This is a genomic window from Bartonella japonica (genome assembly GCF_040545385.1).
Taxonomy (GTDB): Bacteria; Pseudomonadota; Alphaproteobacteria; order Rhizobiales; family Rhizobiaceae; genus Bartonella; species Bartonella japonica.
The window spans coordinates 1-2055 of record NZ_JBEPLT010000049.1 but is presented as its reverse complement, the minus strand read 5'-3'; the positions used below and the strand labels follow the sequence as shown (position 1 = coordinate 2055).

Sequence of the window (2055 nt, the reverse complement as noted above, 5' to 3'; positions counted from 1 at the left end):
ACGCACCGCTGCCTTGCCTGTAAAAATAGGAATGAGCTTTGGAACAATCTTAATCTGTCTTGTCGTCATTCATTGTTAAAGGAGCGATTTCCACACGCCCAATCATCTTTATCGCTCCTCCATCCTCCCCTGTTACCTGCAAAGGCAACACCTTACCAAGCAACGCTAAATAAGCCGCTGGGCAACTAACAGCTTGCTTTTCTAAATAAGAAACCAAGCCATCATTCCCTATTTTATTGCCTGCATTCTCAGCAGCTTTAATCACCGCTTCTTTCAAAATACGCGTCATTTTATTTGGAACGCCTTTGACACGTCCCACTCCTGCTTTAGGAGGTATACGCTTACGGGGTGACTGTGGAGTTTGAATAGCATTTTGTGACGTCATAAAATACGCCCTCTAGATAATAAAAAACCCCGCAAATGCAGGGCTTACAAAATAAATACAACCAATTTTAGATACAATACGACTAGTGCAGCGACACCATTAAACATTAAACAAAACACTCTGTCAACAAAAAAAATCATGATATTGTGTTTTTTTATTTTCTTCACCTAAATCTAGTGTTTTTAACAACAGATAAGACACCATTGTATCATCTTAACGACTCAATTACACAACTGATCATTAATAAAAAGGGGGGCATTAATGTTATCTTTCAAAAAAGAAATTTTATGCAGCTTAAAAGAAATACTTACAGCAATTTTATATTTACCACTCTTGACTATAATTGGCAGTGTGGTGATAGGTTTTAATCCCTTCGAATTAGACGACAAACAACTAGATGACTTAATTTTACCAACAGCTGTAGCATTTATATCGTATGTTATTATACTAGTCACGCGGGCAGAAAAAAGAAATGAAGAAGACGAAAAAAACAAATACTTAGAAGACTTAGAAGACGAAGAAGACTTCGAAGATGGAGAATACTTAGAAGACGAAGAAGACTTCGAAGATGAAAAAGACAAAGAAGACAAAAATATTGACAGCACATCTAATATATTTTCGCTCTTGCTCCTCCAAGTTCTAACAGGGATATGGGCGGCTGTGATATCAGTTATTGTATTTTATCCTATCACATTAATAGCCATTATAGGAATATTAATTTTTTTTGCTATATTAGAACATATAGAAATCGTAGCGGCTATAGCAGCGAGTATAGCAGGGGTATTAATTTCTCTTGTAGCGTTTATAGCATTGATCAAATTTATTTGGAAAATTGTCTAATGAAAGTGCTTCTGAAGCACATTCAGAGCAATCCGTAATGAACTCACAAGATGCGGTAATGTTCGATCTTCTGTAACGAGATACTGTAACGCTGCAGAAAGGTTATACTGTCCATAGAGACACTGTGCTTCTTTTAATGCCTCTTGCATATTTGAAAATTGCTCTGTTGCTATCTGTACCCATTTCTCTCTTGCACCATCATTAGAAGTTATAGGTATTTCATCATAAACAGCACCAAGCAATCCTTTTGCACATAGATAATCGTTTTTCACTTCAATATATTGTTGCGCAGCGCCATATTGCTCTTGTGTAAGCTCACCTTTCAAACAAAGCCGCCCTATGTAGGTACCGGCGAGCGGATTTTTCGCCTCTTGTAGTGTTAAACCAAAGCGCTTTGCACGCATTTCAATCGCTAATTGATCCACAGGTTCACGCAGTGTTTTTGCTCTTGAGATACGTCCATTTGGTTCTCTGACACGTCCTTTAATCCGTGGACGCCCTCTCTTCTTTTTATTTTTTTTCACAAATAACCTCAGACACCTGTTTAACGTTTTCCCAAATTTCCTCTGAGTTTGACCGTGTTTCTCCACCCAAAATCACTACAAATAACAGCAACACCACTGATATCCCAAGGACTGGTATTTTTTTCCAATCATCATCATTATTTATCATCCATACGGAGACAAATATCAGTACTCCAACTAGAAAGCCTGCCAATAGATCACAGCCTCTCTTAATGAGAGCATTATGTTGTAATGATTTTATTTCGTGCTCTGTAATAGTATAGTTATAAACTGGCTTGGATTTACAGATTGCACTAAAGGTATGGA

Annotated in this window: 4 protein-coding genes and 1 pseudogene; 1 reads left to right on the top strand and 4 read right to left on the bottom strand. The window is 37.4% G+C overall.

Annotated elements, in window-relative coordinates:
- Both ABID39_RS07800 and ABID39_RS07795 read right to left on the bottom strand, forming a co-directional pair.
- Nucleotides 1-69, bottom strand: a pseudogene (locus ABID39_RS07800) (phage terminase large subunit); the annotation flags it as partial.
- Nucleotides 50-385, bottom strand: a complete 336-nt coding sequence (locus ABID39_RS07795; protein ID WP_354187590.1) for a hypothetical protein — start codon at nucleotides 383-385, stop codon at nucleotides 50-52. The gene ABID39_RS07795 and the pseudogene ABID39_RS07800, both read right to left, overlap by 20 nt.
- A 261-nt stretch (nucleotides 386-646) precedes the next feature.
- Between ABID39_RS07795 and ABID39_RS07790 the strand changes: the two genes are divergently transcribed.
- Complete coding sequence (locus ABID39_RS07790; protein ID WP_354187588.1) at nucleotides 647-1225, top strand: hypothetical protein; 579 nt, start codon at nucleotides 647-649, stop codon at nucleotides 1223-1225.
- On the opposite strand, the gene ABID39_RS07785 is transcribed toward ABID39_RS07790, so the two are convergent.
- Nucleotides 1222-1749: a hypothetical protein gene (locus tag ABID39_RS07785; RefSeq protein WP_354187586.1), complete on the bottom strand. Its 528-nt coding sequence runs from the start codon at nucleotides 1747-1749 to the stop codon at nucleotides 1222-1224. The two genes, ABID39_RS07790 and ABID39_RS07785, sit on opposite strands and share 4 nt — an antisense overlap.
- Nucleotides 1736-2055 (bottom strand): hypothetical protein (locus tag ABID39_RS07780; RefSeq protein WP_354187584.1); only part of this gene is annotated, 320 nt, incomplete at its 5' end. The genes ABID39_RS07780 and ABID39_RS07785, both read right to left, overlap by 14 nt.

Coding starts and splice junctions, on each gene's coding strand:
- ABID39_RS07790 (WP_354187588.1), top strand. CDS start 647: ATGTTATCTTTCAAAAAAGAAATTTTATGCAGCTTAAAAGAAATACTT.
- ABID39_RS07795 (WP_354187590.1), bottom strand. CDS start 385: ATGACGTCACAAAATGCTATTCAAACTCCACAGTCACCCCGTAAGCGT.